The organism is Erythrobacter sp. NFXS35 (genome assembly GCF_040148725.1).
Lineage (GTDB): Bacteria > Pseudomonadota > Alphaproteobacteria > Sphingomonadales > Sphingomonadaceae > Erythrobacter.
Window position 1 is genome coordinate 570,136 of sequence record NZ_JAGDEB010000001.1, and the last position, 25,549, is coordinate 595,684.

At 59.5% G+C, this 25,549-nt stretch carries 25 protein-coding genes, 2 tRNA genes and 1 other RNA gene; 13 read left to right on the forward strand and 15 right to left on the reverse strand.

Annotation, left to right across the window (positions count from 1 at the left end; translation table 11 throughout):
• Positions 1-45: 45 nt before the first annotated feature.
• The 6 genes from J3454_RS02795 to tkt form a co-directional block, all read right to left on the reverse strand.
• A complete protein-coding gene (locus tag J3454_RS02795) occupies positions 46-930 on the reverse strand; it encodes a fructose bisphosphate aldolase (RefSeq protein ID WP_349512231.1) in 885 nt (294 codons plus the stop codon).
• Between the two features lie 166 nt (positions 931-1,096).
• Positions 1,097-1,549, reverse strand: coding sequence for a PaaI family thioesterase (locus J3454_RS02800; protein WP_349512232.1), 453 nt, complete (start codon positions 1,547-1,549; stop codon positions 1,097-1,099).
• A 2-nt stretch (positions 1,550-1,551) separates the two neighbouring features.
• Entirely contained in the window at positions 1,552-1,977 is a 426-nt protein-coding gene (locus J3454_RS02805; protein WP_349512233.1) for a YybH family protein, read from the reverse strand.
• A 1-nt stretch (position 1,978) separates the two neighbouring features.
• Positions 1,979-3,181, reverse strand: a complete 1,203-nt coding sequence (locus J3454_RS02810; protein WP_349512234.1) for a phosphoglycerate kinase — start codon at positions 3,179-3,181, stop codon at positions 1,979-1,981.
• 117 nt (positions 3,182-3,298) lie between these two features.
• Positions 3,299-4,306: a type I glyceraldehyde-3-phosphate dehydrogenase gene (gene gap / locus J3454_RS02815; RefSeq protein WP_349512235.1), complete on the reverse strand. Its 1,008-nt coding sequence runs from the start codon at positions 4,304-4,306 to the stop codon at positions 3,299-3,301.
• A gap of 15 nt (positions 4,307-4,321) precedes the next feature.
• Positions 4,322-6,298: a transketolase gene (gene tkt / locus J3454_RS02820; RefSeq protein WP_349512236.1), complete on the reverse strand. Its 1,977-nt coding sequence runs from the start codon at positions 6,296-6,298 to the stop codon at positions 4,322-4,324.
• 236 nt (positions 6,299-6,534) lie between these two features.
• On the opposite strand from tkt, the gene J3454_RS02825 reads away from it, so the two are divergent.
• From J3454_RS02825 to J3454_RS02845, 5 genes are all read left to right on the forward strand, one after another.
• A complete protein-coding gene (locus tag J3454_RS02825) occupies positions 6,535-6,750 on the forward strand; it encodes a hypothetical protein (RefSeq protein ID WP_349512237.1) in 216 nt (71 codons plus the stop codon).
• Positions 6,751-6,756: 6 nt separating this feature from the next.
• Complete coding sequence (locus tag J3454_RS02830; protein WP_349512238.1) at positions 6,757-7,194, forward strand: cell division protein ZapA; 438 nt, start codon at positions 6,757-6,759, stop codon at positions 7,192-7,194.
• A gap of 11 nt (positions 7,195-7,205) precedes the next feature.
• A non-coding RNA gene (gene ssrS / locus J3454_RS02835) (6S RNA) lies at positions 7,206-7,379 on the forward strand.
• Between the two features lie 144 nt (positions 7,380-7,523).
• The gene (locus J3454_RS02840; protein WP_349512239.1) at positions 7,524-8,102 is read left to right on the forward strand and encodes a 5-formyltetrahydrofolate cyclo-ligase; all 579 of its coding nucleotides are present in this window, start codon (positions 7,524-7,526) and stop codon (positions 8,100-8,102) included.
• Entirely contained in the window at positions 8,102-8,353 is a 252-nt protein-coding gene (locus J3454_RS02845) for a DUF2842 domain-containing protein (protein ID WP_349512240.1), read from the forward strand. The genes J3454_RS02840 and J3454_RS02845 overlap by 1 nt, the downstream gene beginning before the upstream one ends.
• A 56-nt stretch (positions 8,354-8,409) precedes the next feature.
• Here the strand turns inward: J3454_RS02845 and J3454_RS02850 are convergent.
• The 5 genes from J3454_RS02850 to thyA all read right to left on the reverse strand — a co-directional run bounded on the left by J3454_RS02850 (position 8,410) and on the right by thyA (position 13,382).
• A tRNA-Asp gene (locus J3454_RS02850) sits at positions 8,410-8,486 on the reverse strand.
• A 118-nt stretch (positions 8,487-8,604) separates the two neighbouring features.
• Positions 8,605-9,924 carry a dihydrolipoamide acetyltransferase family protein gene (locus J3454_RS02855; protein ID WP_349512241.1) on the reverse strand — a complete coding sequence of 440 codons (1,320 nt, stop codon included), beginning with the start codon at positions 9,922-9,924 and terminating at the stop codon, positions 8,605-8,607.
• A gap of 7 nt (positions 9,925-9,931) precedes the next feature.
• Positions 9,932-10,990, reverse strand: coding sequence for an alpha-ketoacid dehydrogenase subunit beta (locus J3454_RS02860; protein ID WP_349512242.1), 1,059 nt, complete (start codon positions 10,988-10,990; stop codon positions 9,932-9,934).
• Positions 10,987-12,303 carry a thiamine pyrophosphate-dependent enzyme gene (locus J3454_RS02865; RefSeq protein ID WP_349512243.1) on the reverse strand — a complete coding sequence of 439 codons (1,317 nt, stop codon included), beginning with the start codon at positions 12,301-12,303 and terminating at the stop codon, positions 10,987-10,989. Before J3454_RS02865 ends, J3454_RS02860 begins: the two co-directional genes overlap by 4 nt.
• A gap of 110 nt (positions 12,304-12,413) precedes the next feature.
• Positions 12,414-13,382 carry a thymidylate synthase gene (thyA, locus tag J3454_RS02870; protein ID WP_349512244.1) on the reverse strand — a complete coding sequence of 323 codons (969 nt, stop codon included), beginning with the start codon at positions 13,380-13,382 and terminating at the stop codon, positions 12,414-12,416.
• Between the two features lie 111 nt (positions 13,383-13,493).
• On the opposite strand from thyA, the gene J3454_RS02875 reads away from it, so the two are divergent.
• Positions 13,494-13,570: transfer RNA gene (locus J3454_RS02875), tRNA-Pro, on the forward strand.
• 291 nt (positions 13,571-13,861) lie between these two features.
• On the opposite strand, the gene J3454_RS02880 is transcribed toward J3454_RS02875, so the two are convergent.
• Positions 13,862-14,827 carry an O-methyltransferase gene (locus J3454_RS02880; RefSeq protein WP_349512245.1) on the reverse strand — a complete coding sequence of 322 codons (966 nt, stop codon included), beginning with the start codon at positions 14,825-14,827 and terminating at the stop codon, positions 13,862-13,864.
• The gene (locus J3454_RS02885) at positions 14,824-16,158 is read right to left on the reverse strand and encodes an ATP-binding protein (RefSeq protein ID WP_349512246.1); all 1,335 of its coding nucleotides are present in this window, start codon (positions 16,156-16,158) and stop codon (positions 14,824-14,826) included. The genes J3454_RS02880 and J3454_RS02885 overlap by 4 nt, the downstream gene beginning before the upstream one ends.
• Positions 16,159-16,295: 137 nt before the next feature.
• Here J3454_RS02885 and J3454_RS02890 point away from each other — a divergent pair, with 137 nt between their 5' ends.
• Complete coding sequence (locus J3454_RS02890) at positions 16,296-16,781, forward strand: very short patch repair endonuclease (RefSeq protein WP_349512247.1); 486 nt, start codon at positions 16,296-16,298, stop codon at positions 16,779-16,781.
• Positions 16,778-18,103, forward strand: coding sequence for a DNA cytosine methyltransferase (locus J3454_RS02895; RefSeq protein WP_349512248.1), 1,326 nt, complete (start codon positions 16,778-16,780; stop codon positions 18,101-18,103). The genes J3454_RS02890 and J3454_RS02895 overlap by 4 nt, the downstream gene beginning before the upstream one ends.
• On the opposite strand, the gene J3454_RS02900 is transcribed toward J3454_RS02895, so the two are convergent.
• Complete coding sequence (locus tag J3454_RS02900; RefSeq protein ID WP_349512249.1) at positions 18,077-18,832, reverse strand: hypothetical protein; 756 nt, start codon at positions 18,830-18,832, stop codon at positions 18,077-18,079. The two genes, J3454_RS02895 and J3454_RS02900, sit on opposite strands and share 27 nt — an antisense overlap.
• A 300-nt stretch (positions 18,833-19,132) precedes the next feature.
• Here J3454_RS02900 and J3454_RS02905 point away from each other — a divergent pair, with 300 nt between their 5' ends.
• The gene (locus J3454_RS02905) at positions 19,133-20,197 is read left to right on the forward strand and encodes a tyrosine-type recombinase/integrase (RefSeq protein WP_349512250.1); all 1,065 of its coding nucleotides are present in this window, start codon (positions 19,133-19,135) and stop codon (positions 20,195-20,197) included.
• A 464-nt stretch (positions 20,198-20,661) separates the two neighbouring features.
• Here J3454_RS02905 and J3454_RS02910 read toward each other — a convergent pair whose 3' ends face one another.
• Positions 20,662-21,240 (reverse strand): class I SAM-dependent methyltransferase, encoded by a 579-nt coding sequence (locus tag J3454_RS02910; protein ID WP_349512251.1) that lies wholly within the window; start codon positions 21,238-21,240, stop codon positions 20,662-20,664.
• Between the two features lie 602 nt (positions 21,241-21,842).
• Here J3454_RS02910 and J3454_RS02915 point away from each other — a divergent pair.
• The 4 genes from J3454_RS02915 (at position 21,843) to J3454_RS02930 (ending at position 25,546) form a co-directional block, all read left to right on the forward strand.
• A complete protein-coding gene (locus J3454_RS02915; protein WP_349512252.1) occupies positions 21,843-22,328 on the forward strand; it encodes a copper chaperone PCu(A)C domain-containing protein in 486 nt (161 codons plus the stop codon).
• A gap of 91 nt (positions 22,329-22,419) precedes the next feature.
• Positions 22,420-24,675 carry a PAS domain S-box protein gene (locus tag J3454_RS02920; protein ID WP_349512253.1) on the forward strand — a complete coding sequence of 752 codons (2,256 nt, stop codon included), beginning with the start codon at positions 22,420-22,422 and terminating at the stop codon, positions 24,673-24,675.
• A 19-nt stretch (positions 24,676-24,694) separates the two neighbouring features.
• A complete protein-coding gene (locus J3454_RS02925) occupies positions 24,695-25,069 on the forward strand; it encodes a response regulator (RefSeq protein WP_349512254.1) in 375 nt (124 codons plus the stop codon).
• A gap of 129 nt (positions 25,070-25,198) precedes the next feature.
• Positions 25,199-25,546, forward strand: a complete 348-nt coding sequence (locus J3454_RS02930) for an ArsR/SmtB family transcription factor (protein ID WP_349512255.1) — start codon at positions 25,199-25,201, stop codon at positions 25,544-25,546.
• Positions 25,547-25,549 lie beyond the last annotated feature (3 nt).

Below are 25,549 nucleotides of genomic sequence, written 5' to 3' on the forward strand. Positions count from 1 at the left end.
CTGCCTTGTAGCGCGGCTGTCACCTATTCAGGGGCAGACGCCGCGTCAGACGCTGGCGCTGGCAATCTGGTCGATTGCCTTGCCGAGCACGGTATCGAACTCGTCGTCCGACTGGGTTTTACGCAAGTCCTGCAGCAGCCCGCGGCTGAAGCTGGCGATCATGCCGGGGTTCTGCGCAAGCCGCGTGCAAGCATCGTCGGTCGAGAACCCGCCCGACAGCGCGACCACGCGCAGCACCTTGAGGTGGCGGGTCAGCGGGGTGTACAGGCCCGCGGTCGCCGGGATCGACAGCTTGAGCATCACCTGCTGGCCTTCGGGCAGCGCATCGAGGTGCCGGGTGATTTCGGCGAGCAGGATATTCTCGCCGTCAGCACGGTCTGCGGCGGTGATGTCATATTCCGGCTCGATGATCGGCATCAGCCCGGCGGCGATGATCTGCGCTGCCACGTCGAACTGCTGGGCGACCACATCGGCGATTCCGGCCGGATTGGCAGACTTGATGACCGAACGCATCTTGGTGCCGAACATGCCCTGCGCGACCGACTTTTCCAGCAGCGCCGCCAGCTTCGTCATCGGCTTCATCAACTGCACGCCGTCCGCTTCATCCGCGAGACCTTCGTCGACCTTGATGAACGGCACGATGCCGCGCGCTTTCAAGGCTTCGGCGGTGGGCTTGCCTTCGACCGCGCCGTCCATGGTCTTTTCAAACAAAATCGCGCCGATCACCTTGCCGCTGCCGAAGCACGGCGCGGTGATGACGCGGGCGCGCATCGCGTGGATTGCGCCGAACATCTCGTCGTCGCCCGACCACTCGCTGTCATCGACCCCGTACCCGCGCAGCGCCTTTGGCGTGGAGCCGCCCGACTGGTCGAGCGCCGCGATGAAACCCTGTCCGGTGGCGATGCGGGTCGTCATTTCCTGGCTGTTCATAGCGGCGTTCTCCAGTGGCGCGCGGCGTGCGCGATGTGGCTGTTATGGCTGCCTGCACAGGTTTATGCATACCTATGCAGGCGAAGGTTCGCCCGGGCACTTAGCGAGCGTTCGGGCGGGCTGCAACATCCATGCTGCACCTGCACAAGCCGAACAGCAACCTATGTCAGCGCCGGGTCAATCGCCGGATAATGCCGGTAAAGCTGAGCGCAGGCTTGCCGTTACCCGTCACCATCCCGCGCACGAAGATCGTCTTGCCTCCGCCGCGCGTCACCTCGCCGCGCGCCTCGACCATCGAGCCCGATTGCACCGCGCCGAGAAAGTCGCCGGCAAGGTTGAGCGTCACCGCGTGATCGCCGTTCAATTCATCGGTCGCGATGGCGAACAATGCGAAATCGGCGAAGGTCATCAGGCAGCCGCCGTGCATGAACCCGCCGCCGTTCATGTGACGCGGCTCGGCGCGGAAGGCGCTGACATAGGAGCCATCATCCTCGCGGCGGTAGAAGAACGGTCCGGAACGGGACTCGAAAGGATCGCCCTGCCAATAACGCCAGCCTGCGAACTCACCCGTATTCATGACGGAAAGCTGTCCGTAGCTGGTGTCGTCTGCTTCGCTCATGCCTATTTCCACAATTGCAGCTTGCCGACTGCCCCAGCGAGGTTGTCGCCCTCGTCGAGCCGCGCGAGGCTGCGTTCGGCAAGCTTCCACCCCCCGATCGTACCCTTGCGCCACAGGCCGGTGACAAGGAACGGCCCGGACCAGAGCTTTGCCCCCATCGCCAGTTCGAGCTCGGCTCCGCCTACGAACCATGCGGCTTTGCCGTGGCGGCGCACGAACACCTCGTGAAAGGCGAACTTGGTGCAGGCAAAGCCGCGTTCGAGACCGGCGAGGAAGCTCGGCCGGTCGAGCAACTGCGGCGGCAAGGTGCCGACCATGCACATGAAGTCGCGTGCGGTGAGCTTTTTGGCTTCCTTGGCGTCGCCCGCCACCCACGCCCGCATCAGGCGCAGTTCGAGCGCCTCTATCTCGGATTCCACGTTCGCCATGTCAGGCTTCCAGCGCCGCCACGCCCGGCAGGACGCGACCTTCCATCCATTCGAGGAAGGCGCCGCCCGCCGTTGAAACGTAAGAGAAATCGTTGGACGCTCCTGCCTGCGCGAGTGCTGCGACCGTATCTCCGCCGCCAGCCACGCTGATCAGCGATCCTTCGAGCGTCAGTGCCGCAGTCGTGCGTGCCAGCGCGACCGTGGCCGCATCGAACGGCGGCGTCTCGAATGCGCCCAGTGGCCCGTTCCAAACCAGCGTACGGCAGGTCTTCAGCACATCCCCCAGCGCCTCGACCGCCTGCGGGCCAAGGTCCAGGATCATCTCGTCCGCTTCGACTTCATGGACGTTGCAGGTGCGCAAAGACGCAGGGTTCGCCGCAAATTCTTTCGCCACCACCACGTCATAGGGCAGGTGAACGGTGCAACCTGCGTGGTCCGCCTCGTCCATGATCTTCGCCACGGTATCGGCCAGATCATGCTCGCACAGGCTCTTGCCGACATTCACCCCGCGCGCGGCGAGGAAGGTGTTGGCCATGCCGCCGCCGATGATAAGGTGCTGCACCTTGCCCACCAGATGTTCGAGCACGGCAAGCTTGGTCGAAACCTTGGCCCCGCCGACAACAGCCGCGACCGGCGTTTCAGGATTGCCGAGCGCGGCATCAAGCGCCTTCAGCTCGGCTTCCATCGAACGCCCTGCATAGGCTGGCAGGAAGTGCGCCAGCCCTTCGGTCGTCGCATGGGCGCGGTGCACGGCGCTGAAGGCATCGTTGACATACAGCGTTCCGTTGGCCGCGATCGCCTGTGCCAGGTTGGGATCATTGGCCTCCTCGCCCGGCCAGAAGCGGGTATTGTCGAGCAGGCCGATATCGCCGCCCCGCAGAATGCCGATCGACTGAGCCACCACCGGGCCGGTGATTTCGGGGATGAACATCACTTCCTTGCCGAGCACCTTCTCGACATCGCCCACCACCATGCTGGTCGATAGGACGGAGGAGCGCTGGCCGCCCGGTCGTCCGAAATGCGCCAGCAGCAGCACTTTGGCCCCGCGCTCCGCGAGTTCGAGGATCGTCGGCTTGACCGCCTCGACGCGGGTCAGGTCAGTGGCCGAACCATCCTTCATCGGCAGGTTGAGATCGACCCGCACCAGCGCAACCTCTCCGGTGAGATCGGCAGGCAGATCGTCAAGAGTCTTGAAAGAACTCACGTCACATCTCCGTTCGCCCTGAGCCTGTCGAAGGGCTGTTCTTTCTTCCGAACCGACGCTCCAGAAGAAGAGCGGTGCTTCGACAAGCTCAGCACGAACGGTTTTTCGAAGCTCCCCTTAGAGAAACTTCGCCATCACTCCGGCGGTGTCGATCATCCGGTTGGAAAAGCCCCATTCGTTGTCGTACCAGCTGACCACACGGGCAAGCTTGCCTTCCATGACGCTGGTTTCCAGCGAATCCACGGTAGAAGACGCCGGGTAGTGATTGAAATCACTCGAAACAAGCGGCTGATCGGTGAAATCGAGCACGCCCTTCATCGGGCCATCCGCCGCCGCCTTCAAGGCAGCATTGATTTCTTCCGCGGTCGTGTCGCGGCCCGGCACGAACACCAGATCCACAAGGCTTACATTGGGCGTCGGCACGCGCACGCTCGATCCGTCCAGCTTGCCCTTGAGTTCGGGCAACACGAGGCCCACCGCGCGCGCGGCGCCAGTGGTGGTCGGGATCATGTTCTGCGCACCGGCACGGGCACGGCGCAAATCGCTGTGGATCTGATCGAGCATCCGCTGATCGTTGGTGTAGGAATGGATCGTGGTCATGAACCCGCGCTCGATCCCGAACGCATCGTTCAACACCTTGGCCACCGGCGCGAGGCAGTTTGTGGTGCAGCTCGCGTTGGAGATGATGACATCATCACCGCTCAGCGTGTCGTGGTTGACACCGTAAACGATGGTCTTGGACACGCCGGTTGCAGGCGCGGAAATCAGTACGCGCTTGGCCCCGGCGGTGAGATGCGGGCGGCTGGCTTCGTCCGACTGGAAGAACCCGGTGCATTCCAGCACGATGTCCACGCCCATGTCGCCATGCGGCAGCTTGCCCGGATCGCGTTCCTTGGTCACGGCAATCCGCTTGCCATTGACGATGATCGCGTCGCCATCGGCGGTCACGTCACCGTCAAAGCGGCCATGGACGGAATCGTAAGCGAACAACAGCGCGTTCGCCTTGGCATCGGCGAGATCATTGATCGCGACCAGTTCCAGATCGTGGTCGCTGCGTTCGAGGATCGCGCGCGCGACAAGCCGGCCGATGCGACCGAAGCCATTGATGGCAACCTTGGTGGCCATGATAGATACTCCTGCTTAAGCGTTCAATTTGCTTTGGATTTGCGGGACTATTGCCTCCGCGGTGAAGCCGAAATGGGCGAACAGATCGCCCGCCGGCGCCGAAGCCCCGAAACGGTCCAGCCCGATATTGATACCGCCGGTGCCGGTGTAGCGCTGCCATCCGAAGGTGCTGGCAGCCTCGATCGAGACGATCAGCGCGTCGGCAGGCAGCACATCGGCGCGGTAAGCTTCGGGCTGTTCGTCGAACAATTCGCTGCACACCATCGAAACGACATCCACGCCCACGCCAGCCGCTTCAAGCTGCGCGGCGCAATCATACGCCAGCGCGACTTCCGATCCGGTGGCTAGGATCACAACCTTGCGCGTAGCTTCCGCAGATTTGATCCGGTAACCGCCCTTGGCCGACAGGTTCTCGCCCGCTTCCAACCGCAATTGCGGCAAGTTCTGGCGGGTCAGCGCCAGCACCGTGGGGCGATCCTTCTGCTGCAGCGCAATTTCCCAGCATTCGGCTGTCTCGACCGCATCGGCAGGGCGCATCACCAGCAGGTTCGGCATCGCCCGCAGCGAAGCGATGTGTTCAATCGGCTGGTGAGTCGGCCCGTCCTCCCCCAGCCCGATGCTGTCATGGGTCATCACGTAGATGACCCGCGCACGCTGGAGCGCCGAAAGGCGGATCGCGCCGCGGGCATAGTCGGTGAACACCAGGAATGTGCCGCCATAAGGGATCACGCCGCCGTGCAGCGCCATCCCGTTCATCGCCGCCGCCATGCCGAATTCGCGGATGCCGTAATAGACATAGCGACCGGCATAATTGTCACGTTTGAAGGTGCCGATCCCGCCTGCGAGGGTGTTGTTCGATCCCGTCAGGTCGGCACTGCCGCCGATGGTATCGGGCAACGCCGGATTGATGGCAGCCAGCGCGATTTCTGAAGCCTTGCGCGTGGCAATTTTTTGCGGTTCGCCGATCAGGCACGCGATGTGGCTTTCAAGGCTGAAACCCTCCGGCAAATCGCCTGCCATGCGGCGTTCGAATTCGGCCTTGTGGTCCGAAGCCTCCAGCCGCCCAGCCCACGCGCCGTGCGCCGCGCGGCCCGGTTCGCCGGCCATGTGCCAATCGGCGAGGATTTCGGAAGGGATTTCGAACGGCGCGGCTTCCCAGCCCAGCGTTTCGCGGGCGGCGGCAACCTCGCCTGCGCCGAGCGGCGATCCGTGAGTGGCGCTGGTGCCCTGCTTGTTGGGCGCGCCTTTGCCGATCACGGTGCGACAGGCCACGAGCGAGGGCCGCGGATCGGCCTTAGCTTCCTGCAGCGCGCGCTCGATATCGGCGAAATCGTGCCCGTCGCACTCCGTCACGTGCCAACCGGTCGCAACATAGCGCGCCTTGATGTCTTCGCTGGTGGAAAGATCGGTCGCGCCGTCGATGGTGATGCGGTTATCGTCCCACAGAACATTGAGATGTCCGAGCCCGAGGTGTCCGGCCAGCCCGATCGCCTCGTGGTTGATGCCCTCCATCAGGCACCCGTCGCCCGCAATCACCCAGGTGCGGTGATCGACCAGATCGTTGCCGAACACGGCGTTGAGGTGCCGTTCCGCCATCGCCATGCCTACTGCCATCGCAACGCCCTGCCCCAGAGGGCCGGTAGTGCATTCCACCCCGTCGAGCAGGAAGTTTTCCGGGTGGCCCGCACACGGGCTGCTGATCTGGCGGAAGTTGCGGATATCCTCGATCGTCGGGCGCTCGTAACCTGTCAGGTGGAGCAGCGCGTAGATCAGCATCGATCCGTGACCGGCGGACAGCACAAAGCGATCGCGATCGGCCCAGAACGGCGCATTCGGATCGAACTTCAGATGCCGCGTCCACAGCACCGTCGCCACGTCGGCCATGCCCATCGGCATTCCCGGATGGCCCGAATTGGCCGCCTCCACCGCGTCCATCGAAAGGGCGCGGATCGCGTTTGCCATCAGCGGCAGGCGGGCGGGTTCGATCGTCATGGGCGCGCGTGTCTCCTGTGGTATCCCGTGGCTGCCATCCAGCCCCGGAGCCGTGCCCACCACGCCGTCCGGGCGGGCGGGCGATTCGATCCCTCGATTGCGGGCTGAGCCATTGCCGAGCCGTCCGGAGAGGTCAACCTCGCGTGCAAGCGCGGGAGCTGCGGCAATAGGGACGACTTATCAACAGGCCCCGGCAAGACTTTGCGCGAACATGCCAATCTTGATATTTTGCCTGCATGGTAGCCGACCGCATCGAGAACGCTGTGCAGCGCATTGAAGCCGCGATGGAACGCATTGCTGCCGCGCGCGAAGCGGCGCAAAACAATGCCGCCCAGCAGGCAGCAGGCTCCAAACGGGTCGTGGAACTGGTCAACAGCCATGAGAAGTTGAAGGAACAGGTGGCTGAAAGCCTTCGCGAAATCGACGATCTGATCGGCAAGCTGGAAGAATAATGCATCATGAGCACGGTGATGATCTCCATCGGCCCCAAGAACTATCCGGTGGCGTGCGCGGATGGCGAGGAAGCGCATATCGCAGCGCTGGGCGCGATGATTGCAGAGAAATATGCGCTGATCGGTTCAGCCCGCGCGCCTTTGGAAGCGCAGAACCTGCTGTTCGCAGCACTGTTCCTTGCCGACGAACTGGCCGAGGCGAGGAAAGCTGAGCCCGGGAGCACGGCCAAACAGGACGAAGCGCCCGCTTTACGCGCTGAAATCGCGACACTCGAATCGGAACTGGCCGAACTGCGCCGTGCACCAGCCACCGCTCCGTCGCCCCAATCCGAGGCGTCCGCCAGCCCGGAACCCAGTGCCGCCATTGCCGAACAGCTCGAAGCGCTTGCCGAGCGGGCGGAAGCCAGCGCAGCGGCGCTTGAAGCTATCGCGCCAAGCGCCTAGATAAGGCGTTGACGGGACTGCCCGGCACGAGCCGATTGAATATCCCTGAGGCTATAAGTAATCCAAATGGGAGCTGTCCCTGTCCTTGCTTGCTGGTTCGTCCGGAAAGCTTGGGCATACGGCGCCCACCTGACGTACCACGCGTCAGAGGATTTCTAGCGCAAACGACCCATGGTGGTTCCGTCACAACCATTTTTTTAGCCTCAAGCGCTGGCGCGCGCATCCGCGCGCCTGGCTATCCTCCGGGGCCCCGGCCTCTGCGGGGCCACCCCTCCGGGCGGACAGTCACCCTTGCGGCCCTTTGGGCCGTGGCCTACCGCAAGACTGTCATGACCAATCTCACCAAATCGGAACTTCGTCGCACCCTCCGCGCTGCGCGGCGGGCGCATGTTGCCGCGCAGCCCGATGCGATCCGCGCGCTGCTGTTCCATCGTCCGCCCGCGCTGCTTGCCGCGCGAATTGCGCCGGGAGCGACCATCGGCCTTTACCACGCGGCAACACACGAAACCCCGGCGCGTGGTTATGCGCGGTTCTTCCATGAAGCCGGTCACGCCATCGCCCTGCCCCGCTTCGCGTCGCGCGATGCACCCATGGTTCTGGCCCGGCACACTGATCCCTATGGTGAGACCGATTGCGAGCTCGGCCCGTTCGGCATCCTGCAACCCGATGCTGCCGCCGAAGTGATGGTTCCCGATGTCCTGTTCGTGCCGCTGCTCGGCTTTACCGACAGGTGCGAGCGGCTGGGACAAGGCGGGGGGCATTATGATCGCTGGCTGGCGGAACATCCCGGGCGCATGACCATTGGGCTTGCGTGGGACGTGCAGCTTTGCGCTGAATTGCCTGCCGAAGCCCATGACATGCCGCTCGATGCGGTCGTGACCCCGACGCGGATTTACGGATTCAACTGATGCGCGAAACCCCGACCTGGCGAATCCCTCTCGGCATCTTCAGCCTGTTCATCGGACTGATGGTCTATGGCGCGGTCATCGCCCGCTATGCGCCCGGGCTGATCGGTAGCTGGCCCGGTTGGGCGCAGACGGTCATCTACGTGGTGCTGGGCCTCATATGGCTACTGCCTCTGCGGCGCTTCCTGATCTGGATGGAAACCGGTAGCTGGAGCCCGCCTGTAACGGCCGCACCAACGAAAAAGGCGGACTGACGCCCGCCTCGTTTTCCTGATTGGATCTGTCGATGGCCATTCCCGCTGAGGGGAAGTGGCGCGAGTGACGGGACTTGAACCCGCGACCTCCGGCGTGACAGGCCGGCGCTCTAACCAACTGAGCTACACCCGCGTATTTATTCGTCCAATGACGTCCCGGCGATGCCGTTCCGTTCGTTGGAGCAGCGCCATTAGGGCTGGCTTCGAAGGCTGTCAACGCCCTCGTCACCTGCCCCGACGCGAATTTTTCATCAATCCACCAGCAACAATGCCGGGGTTTCAATCAGGCGCTTGATCCCTTGCACAAAGCTGGCCGCATTATGCCCATCGACCACGCGATGATCGCATGAAATCGAGATGTTCATCAGCTTGCGCTTGGCGATTCGTTCACCTCCCATGCCGTCGGAAACGAACATCGGACGTTCGACGATACGGTTTGGGCCGATGATCGCGACTTCGGGTCGGTTGATGACTGGCGTGGTCGCCACCCCGCCGAGCGGCCCGAGCGAGGTGATGGTGAGGGTCGAACCGGAAAGCTCCTCCGACGTCGCCTTGCCGCTGCGCGCGGCTTCCGCCAGACGCACGATCTCGCGCGCCAATTGCCACAGGTTGCGGCTTTGCGCATCGCGAATCACCGGCACCATCAGGCCCGCATCGGTCTGCGCGGCCATGCCGAGATGCACGCTGCCATAGCGCTTCACCACGCCCGCCTCGTCATCATAGCGCGCGTTGATCATCGGATAGTCGGGCACCACCTTGCAGATCGCGCGGATCAGCAGCGGCAGCATGGTCAGCTTGGGCTTGTCACCGCGCGCGGAGTTGAGATCAGCGCGCAGTTCTTCAAGCGCGGTGACATCGCATTCCTCGACATAAGTGAAGTGCGGGATATGACGCTTGGCAGCGGCCATATTCTGGGCGATGCGTTTGCGCAGGCCGATGACCTTGATCGTCTCGTCACCGCGCGCCTTGCCTGCAGTGCCGAACCCGCTGCCTGCATTGTAGGCGAGGAAAGCGTCCAGATCGCCGTGGCGCACGCGGCCATCCTCGGCGGGTTTCACCTCGCCCAGATCGATCCCCAAGTCGCGGGCGCGCTGACGCACGGCGGGGCTGGCGAGGACTTTGTGATCCGTTCGTGCCGAGCTTGTCGAAGCCCTGCCTTTCTCTTGCTCGGCCTCAGCCGGAGTGAAGGAAGACCATTCGGCAGGCTCAGGGAGAACGGTGGCAGGCTCGGGTTCTTTATCGTCCGCCCCTTCGGCATCCGACATATCGTCTTCGATCTGCTCGGCAGCGGCCTCGGCCTGCTCCTCCGAAGCTTCGCCCCCTTCTTCCTGGGCGACTTCGATCACCAGCAGCATCGAACCGATCGCGATTACGTCGCCGACCTCGCCCGCGACTTCGACGACGGTGCCCGCCACCGGGCTTTCGATGTCGATCGTCGCCTTGTCGGTCATCACGTCGACAAGGTGCTGGTCTTCCTCGACCCGGTCTCCGACCTTCACGTGCCATTCGACGACTTCCGCCTCGGCCACGCCTTCGCCCACGTCGGGCATCTTGAAAATGAACTTCGCCATGGTGCGTTCAGTCCTTGAGAAGCTTGTCGATGGCATCGCCGATGCGGACCGGGCCGGGGAAATAGGCCCATTCGAGGCTGTGGGGATAGGGCGTATCGAAGCCGGTGACGCGTTCAACCGGGGCTTCGAGGTGGTAGAAACAGCGTTCCGTGACGAGCGCGGAAAGCTCAGCGCCGAAGCCGGAAGTGCGGGTCGCCTCGTGCACGATCATACAGCGCCCGGTCTTTTCCACCGAGGCTTCGATCGCTTCGATATCGAGCGGAACCAGTGTGCGCAGGTCGATGATTTCGGCGTCGACGCCCTTTTCGCGGGCCACCGCTTCGGCGACATGAACCATCGTGCCATAGGTCAGGATCGTCATCGCCTCGCCTGCACGCACGATACGCGCCTTGCCCAGCGGGATGCGGTAATATCCTTCGGGCACCACGCTGTCGGCGTGCTTCTTCCACGGCTCGACCGGCTTGTCGTAGAAGCCGGAGAACGGCCCGTTATAGATGCGCTTGGGCTCGAAGAAGATGACCGGGTCATTATCCTCGATCGCCGCGATCAGCAGGCCCTTGGCATCATAGGGGGTCGCCGGGATGACGGTCTTGAGGCCCGAAACATGTGTGAAGATCGCCTCGGGGCTCTGGCTGTGGGTCTGCCCGCCGAAGATGCCCCCGCCGAAGGGCGAGCGCACGGTCATTGGCGCGATGAAATCTCCGGCCGAACGGTAACGCAGCCGCGCAGCCTCGCTGATGAGCTGGTCGAGACCGGGGTAAATGTAATCGGCGAACTGGATTTCCGGTACGGGACGCAAGCCGTAAGCGCCCATTCCCACCGCCACACCGATGATCCCGCATTCGGAAATCGGTGTGTCGAAAACGCGGGTCTTGCCGTGTTTCGCCTGCAGCCCAGCAGTGGCGCGGAACACCCCGCCGAAATAGCCCACATCCTCGCCCATGATGATAACATCGGGATCACGCGCCAGCATGATGTCGAGCGCTTCGTTGATCGCCTCGATCATGTTGAGGCGGCGTTCGGGAGCAGCCTCGGCGTTCGCCACAGTCTGGGTATCTTCGCTCATCCGAAGGGCCTTTCGGTGCCGAACTTGGCGAGGCGTTCGCGGATCGCCTGATCGGCCTGTTCCTCAAGGTGCCAGGGCAGCTCCTCGTAGACATCCTCGAACATGGTGTGGAACGGATGGTGCAGGCCGTGGCCGAGGATGCCGTTCTTCTCGGCCTCCTTGGTGGTGGCCTTGACCAGTTCGGCACATTCCAGATCCATCGCCGCGTGGCGCTCTTCGTCCCATTCGCCGATCGCGATAAGATGCGCCTTGAGCCGCGTCACCGGATCGCCCAGCGGCCATTCCTCGCGTTCCTGCGCGCTGCGGTAGCCACTGGGATCGTCCGACGTGGAGTGCCCTTCTGCCCTGTAGGTGAAATATTCGATCAGCGTCGGCCCCTGATTGGCGCGCGCGCGGTTGGCGGCCCATTGCGCGGCGGCGAAGCAGGCGAGCGCATCATTGCCGTCGACCCGCAGCGCGGCAATGCCATAGCCCAGCCCGCGCGCGGCGAAGGTGGTGCGTTCGGCCCCCGCGAACCCGCTGAAGCTGCTGATGGCCCACTGGTTGTTGATAACATTGAGGATAACCGGTGCATTATACACCGCCGCAAAGGTGCAGGCGCTGTGGAAATCGCCCTCTGCCGTGCTACCCTCCCCCACCCAGGTCGCTGCGATCCGGCTGTCGCCCTTGATCGCGCTCGCCATCGCCCAGCCCACTGCCTGCGGGGTCTGCGTGGCGAGGTTGCCGGAAATGCTGAAGAAGCCGTGCTCGCGGCTGGAATACATGATCGGCAGCTGGCGCCCCTTCAGCTTGTCAGCCTTGTTCGAATAGATCTGGTTGATCATCTCGATCAGCGGATACCCGCGCGCGATGAGGATGCCCTGCTGGCGGTAGGACGGGAACACCATGTCGTCGCTCGCCAGCGCCATGGCGGGCGCGATCGAGGTCGCCTCCTCGCCGGTGCACTTCATGTAAAAGCTGGTCTTGCCCTGCCGCTGGCCGCGGAACATGCGTTCATCGAACGCCCGCACCATCGCCATATGGCCGAGCATCTTGCGCAGGGTTTCGGGATCGAGCCGCGGGTTCCACGGGCCGTGCGCCTGATTGTCGTCGCCCAGCACCCGGATCAGGCTATAGGCCAGTTCACCCATCTGTGAAGGATGCGCGCTTTCATCGGGACGTAGTTGACCACCGGGCGTGCCGATGTCGATATCGGAGAAATCGACTGTGTCGCCGGGCCGGTACTTCGGCTCGGGAACATGTAGCGACAACGACGGGCGATTGCCGTCCGGCGCGGGGGCTGGCTGTTTTTCAGAATCGACCGGCTCGGCCATGGCAGCGCTCTCCCAAATGCTTCGCACCGCCAACGGTAGTGCAATCATTGCTTGATCGCGTATTTTTATTTCAACGCCGGCCTCCGGTCAAGCATCGCGCGTTGCGGCCATCACACCGCAACAGGCGCCTTGATCGGAGGCAGCGGAGCGTAATCATGCACCACGAAATCATGGATGCGGTAATCGAATATTGTTTCCGGCGTGCGGGTGATCTCCAGCCTCGGATGGCCCTGCGGTACACGGCCTAGCTGTTCCGCGATCAGATGTTCGTGATTGCGGTAGAGATGCACGTCCCCGCCCATCCACACCAATTCGCCCGGCGCGATGCCAGTCTGCTGCGCGATCACGCGGGTGAGCAACGCCGCCGACCACAGGTTGAACGGCAGGCCCAGCGCGACATCGCAGCTGCGCTGATACAGCAGGCAGTTGAGCCGTGCGCCCTCTCCCTCGCCTGCGACATGGAACTGGTAGGTCTTGTGGCACGGCGGCAGCGCCATCCGGTCTAACTCGGCGACGTTCCAGCCTTCGATGATGTGGCGGCGGCTGCCGGGGCTGGCGCGCAGGCTTTCGATTACGGCTGCGACCTGATTGATGCCCTCGCCCTTCTCGTAAAGGCCATCGGCACGATAGCGGTAGGTTGGCCAATCGACCCATTGCTTGCCGTAAACCGGCCCAAGATCACCCCAGCGCGCGGCGAATGCTTCGTCTGCGGCGATTCGCGAGACGAAATCATCGATGCCGATGTCCTCGCCCGTCTCGCGGACATAGTGCGCGTGCGGCCATTCGTTCCAGATTTTCACGCCTTGCAGCACCAGCGGGCGGATATTGGTTGAACCCGTCAGGAACCACAGCAATTCGCGCGTTGCGGTCTTCCAGTAGACCCGCTTGGTGGTGAGCAGCGGCATCGCGCCATCCGCCAGATCGAATCGAAGCATCGCTCCGCACACCGAGCGCGTGCCCACGCCGGTGCGATCGAGCCGCTCGCTTCCGGTCTCCCAGACCACGCGCATCAGGTCGAGATATTGCTGCTCCGGATGAGGAGCGGCGGGGTCGGAAACGGGAATCGCTGCGCTGGCCATGAATGCGACTATACGAGTGCAATTGCCCGCTTGCCACTATGCTCATCCACACCTATAGGGCGCGCCTTGCCTCGACCCGCGTGAAGCATTTTCATGCGGGACCGACACGGTCGGGGAGTAGCTCAGCCTGGTAGAGCACTGTCTTCGGGAGGCAGGGGCCGGAGGTTCGAATCCTCTCTCCCCGACCAATTATCCATTGTTTTCAAAGCCATAAAGGCCTTCACCTTCCAGTGATCGGCCTTTTTTGCTTTTAATTGTGCCGATAATGCGTCCGTTACCCGATCTAAGTTGCAAACATCGGGTGGGTAAAAATGTTTAACCTAATGTAAAACGTGGCTTTTATTCGTCACGGTTTGGAGGGGCTCTGCTGATGGGAGGCAGGGGCCGAAGGTTCTCACCGACCAACCAAGTGCCTATTCGACGCACTCGCGGGAGAGTAGGCGCATCCTGCGGCCCACGTTGACCCCGGAAAGCGGTGTCTATCGTTCGAATGAAGCGAAGTTGGGCAAATACCGATAAAATTTTGCATATCGGTTCGCCTCCTTCAGAGGAATGGGATCAGCGTTTAATCCGCTGCTGACGGGTGCGGGTAGCTGTCTGTCTAAGTGGCGCATCTCGTGCGGAGTGACCAACGGCATATGAATACGCAATGCCTCCTCATCGTCGCGGAAAAACTCTAAGTCCCTTAATCCAGCGCCGTCGAAATGTGCGTTCTGACCTTGGTCCACGAAAACGCCGCCGACGGTCGTCATTTTTGCGCCGTCCTTGTACTCAAAAGCAACCGTCTGGCGGAACTCGATCCTCTGTCCAGCAGGCCTCGCTGCGTTGGCCAAATTCAGCCCTTCGTTAATTTCTGATCGAAGCATTTGGCGGGAGGTTTTGGAAAGTGTCCAACCACGAAGGTCGGACTGCGCTAAAGCTTCGGGTGTCCGATTGGCTCCGAAGTAGTCTGCAAACTCGTCCTTCGATTGGACGTGGACTGGGTTTTCTTGGTCTCGCTTGTCGAAAATTTTCTCAGATTGGACAGAGACGACAAATGCGGTTCCTGATCTCGCACGTGAAGCGACTGTACGAACGTCCTCTAGGATGCCTAAATTCAATGGATCATCGTAGTCTAACCAAATGATTGAACGGATATCCCAGTCAAGTGTGGGAAGGACATCACTGGCCTCTCCCATAATCAATTTGATGCCCCGCAGCGGATTGTTAAATTCAAATCGCTTCTGGTGATCGATTTCACACTCAATCGATATAATATCCGAGATGCCTAAAGCTCGATGAAAAAGAATGCAGTCAGAAAACCAAATTGATCCGAAACCGACATACCTATAGCTTTCCAAAGACCCAAACACACGCAGGCGTGAGAAAAAATCGCATAGCATTTTCCTCTCTGCGAATTTTGCAGGCCTTAGCGAATAATCAATCAGCTCATAGCTGGCGGTCATTCGTCCTCCCCCTGTTCTGAGAGGATCATATCGAAGGTGGTTTCACCGACGGCTTTAGCGCTATTGACACCCAGAGCTTCCATCAAGGTACGTATCTTGGCGACTTCGCGTGAGTATTGAATCTTAGTCAACTTTGGGCCGGGCGCCTTCGGATTCATATTCCAAGCGAAAGGCCGTGCTCCTCGAATTTTTTCAACGTCCAGCGCGCTCGCTTCCTTAGCTAAAGTTGAGAGCGTGGGAGAATTTTTTCCATATTCTTCGAATTCTTCATCAAGACGATTCAGAAACTTAATGATCGTTCTGGTGTGGTCGAGCATCTTCGGAAACACAGATTGCCATATAGCCGACGCCTCATCGAGCCCAGTCTTTGTGGTGTTCCACGGCAGCTTTTGCGAAGAACTACAATCGAAAAAAACGATCCCCCGAAAGCGAGCATACTGGTTATGAAATTTAGGAATCCCGTCCTTTTGTTCTGAGACTGAATTCCAACCTGTAGCCTCAGAGCGATCTGCTGAAAGGATGACCCTACCGTTACAAACTATGTACCAGCCGGCGTCAGCAGGTTTTGATTCGGAAATTCCAGCGATGATGCGGACTAGGACTGGGGCCTCGGTTTCGCGATCAAAGGTAATTTCTTCGACGACTGGGGAGTAAGAACCACCGCTCAGAACTCGCAGGTCTGTGTGTGTGAGATGCTGGCCGTTGAATTCGATAGCTAAGCCGGAGGACAGGAATTGGCGCTGATGGGCCCTAATCGTTTCGGCCAGAGACCGACGAAAGTATTCAGATGAGAATTTATTGGCGATTTCCGGCCTCAGCTTGTTGACCATGATACGCGTGCCGCACTCATCAGCTGTGAAAGCCTTATCTTCTATAAGTTCTGCAAATTCGAATTGCCAGTCTGTGCCGTGTTCCCACTCATCCACGTCCACCTTCATTGCCCACTTCTCATAGGAAGTAGTGGAATGAACCTCGAAATATCGGCCAAACTTGAAAAGTGCCCTCTTCATACCGACGCCGAACTGTCCGATAGAGTAATCCGTTGATTTGGCATCTGCCGGTCGACCAAAGCGGAATGCATAATTCATTGCAGTTTCCGTATCGAAACCGCCGCAGTTGTCCGATATCTCAAATCGGTCCCCATCCAAGTGTATCTTCACCCATAGGCCATCGAAATTTTCGTCACTGCCGGGCCGGAGTCGTTTTGCCCCATCGATGCAGTTGTCGACAAGGTCGAGGATGGCCCGTTCGGTTGGAATATCGCGCACAAGCATGTCGACAAAGAACGCTTTGGTCGGCATCGCGTTGATGTGTTTAGCTTCGCCTGTCATGATTACTCACTTTCGAAGAGATCGCTATATGCTCGCCCGGCGCTCGTCCAGCATAGACACAGCAGCTTACGTTAGCGGCAACGTTCGCAGGTCGTTACGTCCCGGCATTCCTCCCCACTCAAAACCGAAGCAGCAACTTGACTGATCATGTCGACCCCGAGCGGCGCAGCAAAATTATGGCAAGTGTCAGTGGGAAAGACACAAAGCCTGAGATGATCGTGCGCCGAAGGTTACATCGTCTCGGCTTCCGCTACCGTCTCCATAGACGGGATCTACCAGGATCGCCCGATCTTGTTTTTCCAACACGACGCAAAGTGGTTTTCGTCCACGGCTGCTACTGGCATGGGCATGGGTGTAGGTGGGGCAAGCTTCCGAAATCAAATCAGATCTATTGGCGCTCAAAAATCGAGGCAAACCGCGATCGAGATTCACGCAACATTGCAGACCTTCGCAAAATGGGGTGGAGTTCCCTCGTTGTTTGGCAATGCGCCCTTCGAGCCGAGGATGCCGCGATCAACGCGATTGTGGAATACCTACGATCAGGCGACGACAGCGGTGGCAATCCGGCCGCGCCTTGCATAGAGGAATGTTCCCTAATCGTTCAAACGCGGTGCCACCCATGACACGCCCTACCGGTATCGATCTCTTTGCAGGCGCTGGCGGAATGAGCCTCGGCTTCGAGCAAGCCGGCTTTGACGTCGTTGCGGCCGTTGAGATCGACCCCGTACATTGTGCGACCCATCACTACAATTTTCCAAACTGCACTGTGATCCCGAGTTCCGTTACCGAAGTCACAGGAGATCAAATTCGAACGGCAGCAGGCCTTGGAGACAGGAAGGTTGACGTCGTGTTCGGAGGAGCACCTTGCCAAGGCTTCTCCATGATTGGACAGCGGGCTCTAGACGACCCTCGCAATTCGCTTGTCCGCGATTTCGTTCGCATCGTTCATGAACTTCAAGCCAGCTTCTTCGTTTTTGAGAATGTCAAAGGTCTGACAGTCGGCAGACATCGGAAGTTCCTCGAAGAGGTGATCGAAGCTTTCGAAAACGGCGGCGAGTACCGCGTCGTTCTTAAAGAAAAGGTTTTGAACGCAGCTGATTACGGTGTTCCGCAAAATAGACATCGTTTGTTTCTGATCGGTGCTCGCAAAGGATACAGTCTTCCGAACTATCCAGCACCGCGAACGCACGCCACTGGAACTTCAAATTGCGGATCACCCGAAGGTCCGACCTGTGCAGACGCGTTAGACGACTTGCCCGACGCGGAAAGCTTCGATTCGCTGTGGAAGTCTGATGAGGTCGAGACAAAGAGCTGGGGACCGCTAAGCGCCTATGCCGCCGAGCTCCGGTGCTTGACGAATGATGCATGGCATAACGGGTATCCCCGCGAGTGGGATTCAAGTAAGCTGACATCAAGCCTGCTCACCAGCCACACTCAAATATCTCGTCGCCGGTTTTCGGAAACTCAAGGTGGCTCGGTCGAGCCGATCTCACGCTTTTTCAAACTCGCTGCGGACGGCGTATCCAACACCCTTCGCGCGGGGACGGACGCTGCGAGGGGAGCCTTCACCAGCCCTCGCCCAATTCATTATAAGTACCCTAGGTGCGTGACCGTCCGAGAGATGGCCCGGCTTCATGGCTATCCGGATTGGTTCCGTTTCCATGAGACCAAGTGGCATGGGGCGCGTCAGATAGGAAACTCGGTTCCTCCGCCACTCGCCCGCGCTGTTGCAAGCGAAATTATAAAGGCGCTCGGTCAAGAGACTACGCGACCAATCGAAAGTCTGAAGCTCGGCGATGTCAGTCTTCTGCGTATGGACCTTTCACAGGCATCCAAATATTGGAAAATAACAAACCCGATCGGTAGAAGAGATCGCAAAAGCGGCGCGCGCAAGCGGAAGCAGTCAGAGATTGAAGCGCTAAACGCCCCTAACGCTCGGCTTTAGTTCCAAAATCGAATCGCTCGCGAGCGTAAGAGCTTTTAACATCGGTGCCTCTTCGCGCTTCACACACGCGAACTCGCTGACGTAGAATCCAACGCCTTTGATCGCTCGCAAACCGATTGGGACCGTGACCTCAACATCCGGATTGGCAGCGAACGCTGCTTGGACCTGATTGATTATCTGACTAGGGATGAGTGGATCGGAAGCCTGCTTTGCCTCGCAGGTAACAAGCACCTGAGTTGGAGCTGCCTCCGAACCCGTCTTGCCAAGAAACAGCGCGTCAATTTCGGTGGACCGGAGTTTAATGCCTGACTGTAAGTGCGCGAGTTCAAGAATATTAAAAGCACCGGCGACCGCGAAATGTGTCTCAACAACCCGAAGCTGAACTGCCACTTGGATGTGCCACGTTTCATCGGATCGTCCGAGTGATTTCGTGACAAGCGGAATACTGGTAGACTGTATTAGAAAGCGTTCCGCTTCGAGCCTGACTGGGAAATCGTCCGGAAATGGCTCCGTTTGCCCCGGCAGGTAGGGGATGAATTCAAAACATTCTCCGGCCCCTGTGCGCTGCACGGCAGTATACCGTCGTTTTGAAACGGAAGTCGGCCATCTCGACGACGCATTCCCTCCGCGCAGGATGTCCTTCAGAAAATTCGCAGGATTGCGGTCGCTTAACGTGACTCCTTGATTCCGGCACGCCCGAATTGCGTCAGCAACATCAGTGAGACTCATCAGAGTCCTACGAAGGCGCTGAGCCCCCTGATCCCAATGAAGATCGAATAGATATTCGATGACGAGTGTCTTCTGCGAGGGCATGTTGAAAGATGGCTCCTTTGCTTGCTCAATCTCCTGCGGCTTCCGAATGAATCCGTCAACGTTTCGAACAAGCACCTCCCTCGCTCTCGCTCACTGCTAATCGCTGCTGACGATAGAAGGAGTTTAATTGCCAGTCATGTCAAATAATTATGCCGATGACATCTGAAGAATCGTGCATCATATGGAACGATCTCAGATCGAATCACAGAGGTCGTAATGCCCAGAAAGAGTACCGGCCCCAAGCTTAAGTGGGCCGAAGATCGTAAAACTTACTATATTGTTTGGTACGAGAAAGGAAAAAGGAGGTCCCGCTCGACAGGCACTTCAGATGAGAAACTGGCTCACGAGATTTACGTCGAATACTGTCATTCTCTTTACACCTTCGACAACGAGACGCGACCAGACAGGTTTCTCGTTGTGGATGCGTTAAGATATTACGGTGAGCACAAGGCAATCCACGCGATGGACCCCGCGCGGATCGGATATGCGATGAGCGCTTTGATCCCGTTTTGGAAAACTCGCATGCTGTCAGAGGTCAATCAAGCTTCATGCAACGAGTATGCGGAGTACCGCAGAAAGAGCAGGCCCAAAGGAATTTCCAACGCTACAATTCGCAAAGAATTAGCGACAATCACTGCTGCGCAGAATTTCTGCTTTCAAGAGGGAAAGCTGACGCGCGTGGTCCACGTCCCCTTACCTAAAAAAACGCCTCCCAAGGAGAGATTTCTCACCATAAACGAGATGGCGCGCCTTTTGTGGCAGTCGCGAGGCGGTCACCCTCATACCCGCACCTATCTCCCTCTGTTCATGTTGATCGGCATCTATTCGGGCGCACGCTCCGAAGCTATACTCTCGCTCACGTGGGATCGGATCGACTTGGATCGGCGACGCATAACCTTTCAGATTCCGGGTCGGGAAGTTACCAAAAAGCGCCGTCCAACCGTACCGATACCGGAACGCTTGATGACCTTTCTGAGGTATGCGTACGCGAAGCGGACAGCAGACAATTCACCTGTAATCCTTGCGCGCGGCAAATCGCCAACCCGTGTGATTCGTAGCTTCAAGTCCGCAGCCGAACGGGCCAACCTACATGGCATCACGCCTCATGTGCTCAGGCATACGATCGCCACGTGGATGGCTCAGGACGGCGTGAGTATGTGGGAGATCGCTGGCTATCTCGGACAAGATCACGAGACGACGGCTCGCATTTATTCTCATCACAGTCCCGACTTTTTACAAGACGCGGTCCGTTCAATTGATCGGCGGAAACGGGACAAATGACGGGTGCAAAGCAAACAGATTTCTGTGTCACTCGCTGGGCTACCCAGCTGAACTTATGTCAATCGTCGGTTGCGCTGACCGACACAATCACAATCAGCTTGTCCTAGGTCTTGTCCTAGGTCTTAGCGTCAAACTGGGGCATTTTGCGGCACTTTACGTCACCAAAAACCGCAGAAATCCGCCATTTCCGTGCTGGGGACAGATTTTCGGGAGGCAGGGGCCGGAGGTTCGAATCCTCTCTCCCCGACCAATTTGCCCCTTAAATTGCAAGGGGGAATTCCCCACCGGTTATCCAGACGCGCGACACGGATCGATCACGGCGCTCTCTTGTCAGAATCGCTCTCGATGGTTCGCGCATAACGGGAGACGGAGCGATTGCCGCGCGCCGGCGGCGGAGGGAGCCGGTGTCACAGTGTCCCCAACCCCGAAGGAAATCATGCAAGGCCCGGCTCGCCCGGAGCTCGTTACTGCTGCGACAGCTTCCAGCCCCACGTCAGCAGGCATGGAGGAACATTCAAAAGCGCAAAGCCGGTCTCAACCTTGGCGAATCTTTCCTCTGTAAGCCTGCGCGCCGCATCGCGGAACTGGTAGGTCAGGAAGGCTCCGCCCTCGCGCAGGACCGAATAAGATGTATCGACGATTTCCTGCCCCTGCTCGACCGACAAAGCTGAAAACGGCAACCCCGAAAGGATGTAATCGGCTTTGTCGTGCCCGGTCGCGCGAATGAACTTGTCGACATCGGTGGCAGAGCCGAGAACCGCCTGGAACCGATCGTCATGGATCGACTGCCTGAGATAATCGATGAAGCGAGAATTGGTATCGATCACCAACAGCATGCCGTCGGCGGGCAGGCGGTCAAGAATATGCGACGTGAAGGTGCCGACGCCCGGCCCGTACTCTACGAACAGTTTGCAATTCGCCCAATCGACACGTTCCAGCAGGGCGTCGATCGTGCTTTTCGACGAAGGAACGATCGATGCGACCATGCGCGGATGATCGAGAAATCCGCGAAAGAAGATCGCCGCGGCGTGGGCAAACCGCATCACTGGCCTTCGGGGTTTGCGGATGACCGTTTCATTCAACTCGTCTACCTTCATTTTCGTCTACCTGCGTGAGGTGCTGCGCCAATCGGCGCGCATCCTGATTAAACCAAGAGACCGGCATACATGCACCGGCTTCCCAAAAACTATCCGCCCAAGCGATCTATCGGCTTTTGAGAACTGTCGACCTCCGATGCGAGCAACGTGCGCAACACAGCCGTAGCCGGTCCGCAAAAACTCCCGGTCAGGACCGGCATGTCGATACTGTTGTCCCATGCGCCCTAACTAGGGATTGTGAAAGATTCAGCAATGCAGGGCATGGCCCCCTAACCACCTCGAACCGAGCCGGCAAGGCGAGGAATTTCGATGGATCTTGCCTCCCGAATGCGTTGTGATGGCGCTTTAGGCGCAAGCCGTTTCAAAATCATACCGGAACTTCAGGGTCGCTAACGTGCATCAGCATTGCGCCGCACAGTGCCGTATCGCAGCAACCGCGGACGAAGCGTCCGGAGCCATACACATGTAAGCAAAGCTCGCATCGGCACCTGCTATTTCATCTGCCCCATGGCCGCTTGGCCGCAGTCCAGACTGGATGAGGTGATCCCTTGAGCAAACACAAATGGCTGATTGCAGCACTGATTGTGGGAGGGTTGATCGCAACCATCATGCTGTTGTGGCCTCTTTGGCAGACAGGCACCATATCCGGCACCGAAGCCTCGCAGGCTCCCGATTTCGGCTCGACCATACGAGTCGAAAACCCGCGAATCATGCTGCCCGAACGGGCGGGCGATGGTGCGAGGATTTATCTCGATATCACGAACGTCGGCGACCAGACGACTGTCCTCTCGGAAGTGCGGCTCGCACACGCAAGTGCCACGGGAATCCAGGAAATCGAAGGGCCCGCATGGATGCCGGTCGCCAATCTGCCGATCGAACCGGGCGAGACGCTGAGTCTCAATCCGGACGGCGAGTTCGCCGTTGTCTCGAATTATGATTCCAATGTCGTTCCCGGCGCGATGATCGATGTCTCGCTGGTTTTCGGTACATCGGCCACGATCACTGTGCCCGCGCAGGTATTCAAGGCGGTCTAGGCGGCGTTGCCGACCGCCTGCGCCGAATAAATACCGCTGCGGAAACCAACTCCGAATTGCACGACCACCAAAGAGCTAGCGACAAGAAAGAATGACCAGTAGATCCCAGGTTGAGCGACACCAGGCAGCGCTTTCCGCGTTCGGCGACTTTGTGCTCAATAATGCTGATCTCGATGACATCCTGACCGAAGCCTGCCGCCACGTCGCGCGGGGTCTCGACGTCGAACTAGCAAAGGTCATCGAGATCGACTGCAGCAATGACACCGGACTGGTCCGCGCCGGTGTTGGCTGGCGCCCGGGGATTGTCGGGCAAGAGCGCGTGAGCCTATCGGAAAAATCGTCAGAGGCTTTCGCTATCGAAGAAGAGCGGCCGGTGATCTCCAATGACATATCCAGAGAGGACAGGTTCGAATTCCCGCAATTTTTGATCGACCACGGTGTGGCGGCACTGGTCAACGTCCCGATTTTCCTGCCTGAGCGGGTGCCGTTCGGCCTGTTGCAGGTGGATGCGCGCGAGCCGCGCGAATTCGGCGATCGGGATATCCACTTTCTGAAAACCTACGCCATGATCCTCGGTCCGGTCATCGACCGGCACCGGACCGCCGCCGCTCTGAAAATCGCTGACGGACGTCTTAAGCTGATCGAGAATGCGCGCGCCTATGTCATGATAGTCAGCGACGCCGACGACCGCATCACGGACTGGCTGGCGGGATCCGAGGAAATCCTGGGTTGGTCGGCGGACGAGGCAATCGGGCGGCCCACCGAGATGATATTCACAGACGAAGACCGCAGCGCGAACGTGCCCGAGGACGAATTGGCGCGCGCATCCGATAGCGGATCGACAATAAACCGCCGCTGGCACCAACGGCGCGATGGCTCGCGCGTATTTCTGGATGGACAGACGATTGCGGTACGGGATTCCTGCGGGAACCTGACCGGTTACCTCAAGATTGCGCAGGACGTGACCGAGCGGGTGCAGACCGAATTGGCGCTCAGGGAAAGCGAGAACCGGTTTCGCCAATTCGGCGAAGCATCGCAGGACATCCTGTGGATGCGCGATGCGCAGACCCTTCAGTGGCAATACCTCACCCCCGCATTCGAGAATATCTATGGGCTATCCCGGCATGACGCCCTTGAAGGCAATGATTTTGACAACTGGATCGATATGATCCTGGAGGAAGACCGCGCTCTGGTGCTGGATGCCATTAAGCGGGTTCGCGCAGGTAACCACGTCACTTTCGACTACCGTATCCGGCGCCCTTTGGACGGGTCGATCCGGTGGCTGCGCAATACGGACTTCCCGCTTACCGATGCGCAGGGCAACGTCACGCTGATCGGCGGCGTGGGCCACGACATGACCGAACTGCGCAAAACGGAATTGCGCCTCAAAGTTCTGATGGAAGGTATTCCCCAACTGGTCTGGCGCGCCGACAAGAATGGCGACTGGACCTGGTCCAGCCCGCAATGGAGTGAATACACCGGCTATTCGCGTGAAGACAGCAAGGGCGATGGCTGGCTGCAAGCATTCCATCCCGATGATCACGCAGCTGCGCGCAGTGCGTGGACCGAGGCCTTGAGTACCGGCAACTTCGCGGTCGAGGCGCGCATTCGCAATGTGTCGAGCCAAGACTATCGTTGGTTTCAAACCCGCGCCTTGCCGGTTCGCAATCACGGCGGATCGATTGTCGAATGGCTGGGCACATCGACCGATATCCATCAGCTCCATGAACTGCAGGGTCGACAGCAGGTTCTGGTGGCCGAACTGCAGCATCGCACGCGCAATCTCATGGCTGTGGTGCAGTCGATGTCGCAAAAGACGATCCGTGCCAGCGCCGACCTCGCCGATTTCAAGGATCGCTTCGGACATCGTCTTGAAGCGCTCTCACGGGTACAGGCCCTGCTATCGAGACTGAACGACTCCGATCGAATCACGTTCGACGAATTGATCGACGCCGAACTCAGGGCGTTGGACGGGCGCGTGGGCCAGGTCATTCTCGATGGACCCGACGGCGTGCGACTGCGATCCTCGACGGTGCAAACCCTGGCAATGGCGCTGCATGAGCTTGCGACAAATGCGATCAAGCACGGTGCTCTCAGCCAACCTGCGGCCAAGCTTCATATAAGCTGGTCACTGCTTTGCGATCCCGGCAGCGAATATCCCCTGCTTCGGATCGATTGGCGCGAGATGGGGGTGACCATGCCGCCCGATGTCGCTCAACGGCCCGGTGGACACGGGCGCGAGCTGATCGAGCAGGCGCTGCCTTACCAGCTCGATGCCAAGACGAGTTTTACCCTCCATCCAGACGGTGTTCACTGCACCATTCTGCTGCCGGTTTCGGCGAACTGATCGATCGAGGAGCACCGGAATGACCGCGCTATCATTAAGCAATTGCCGGATCCTGTTGGTCGAGGATGAATATCTCCTCGCCGCAGAGTTGCGTGACGAACTGCAAGATGCAGGTGCAACCGTTGTCGGACCGGCTGCAAGTTTGTCCAAGGCGCTGACGCTCATCGAAGGCACCAAACGTATCGATGGCGCAGTGCTGGACGTGAACCTGCGGGGTGAAACCGCTTTTCCTGCGGCGGCGATCCTGCAAGAGCGCAAGGTGCCGACCTTGTTCGTCAGCGGTTATGACCCGAAGGCGATTCCGCAACGCTTTGAACACACACCGCATTGCGAAAAGCCGGTTGCGGTGCGGCGGGTGATCGAGACACTGATCCGAACCATGCAGCGGACGTAACCTGCGGAACGGGCAGTAGGCGCTGCACTGGTCCCAAGCGCGCCTGTGTTTCTAGTACGAATATTTTCGAAACGTTGATTGACTCGCTCACTGCCCGGTTTAATTCGATATTTCTCGAAAGGTGGTATTTTGGGCAATCTCAATCCTCAGGACTGGGCAGTCGATGCGCTGGGCGCACTGGCGCATGAAACGCGGCTGTCGGTGTTCCGCACGCTGGTGAAAGCCGGTCCGGCTGGCATGATTGCAGGCGCCATCGCCGACCACCAAGGCGTGCCGCCCTCTACGATGTCGCACCACCTGGCGACGCTGGAGCGCGCCGGTCTGGTTCAGTCCACCCGCGAAAGCCGGTTGATCCACTACTGCGCCGATTTTGCCGGGATGCGTCGGTTGCTGACCTATTTGATGCAGGATTGTTGCCAGGGCGCGCCGGAAATGTGCGGCGGCCTGCTGGGTGAAATCTCATGTGCTGTGGAGTAATGG